1 rRNA gene is annotated in these 358 nt (G+C 52.2%); it reads left to right on the plus strand.

Annotated elements, in window-relative coordinates:
• A 16S ribosomal RNA gene (locus tag V3391_RS17600) occupies nt 1-358 on the plus strand; the annotation flags it as partial.

The following is a 358-nucleotide window of genomic DNA, read 5'->3' on the forward strand; positions in this document are numbered from 1 at the left end:
GTCACCTTTTTGTTGGTTTTGATGACCTGAATGGGCAATGCAGGCCGATGTATCTGCTCAGGACCTTGGCGCTCGATAGCCCTCGGGCCTTCGGCGCCACCCCTGTTCAGATCTCGCGCCTATCGGGATCAATAGGAGCCATCGGGGAGATACGTATTGCGACGCTAGTGGTGAAATACTCAGACCGTCGCAAGACGAACTTCTGCGAAGGCATTTCTCAAGAATGCTTTCATTAATCAAGAACGAGAGTGTGGGGATCGAAGATGATCAGATACCGTCGTAGTCCATTACCGTAAACTATGCCGACTCGGAATCAGCGACTTGCTCCTATATTGTGACTTCGCTGGCGCCACCCCCT

The organism is Luteimonas flava (assembly GCF_036584485.1).
In the GTDB taxonomy this organism is placed as follows: domain Bacteria; phylum Pseudomonadota; class Gammaproteobacteria; order Xanthomonadales; family Xanthomonadaceae; genus Luteimonas; species Luteimonas flava.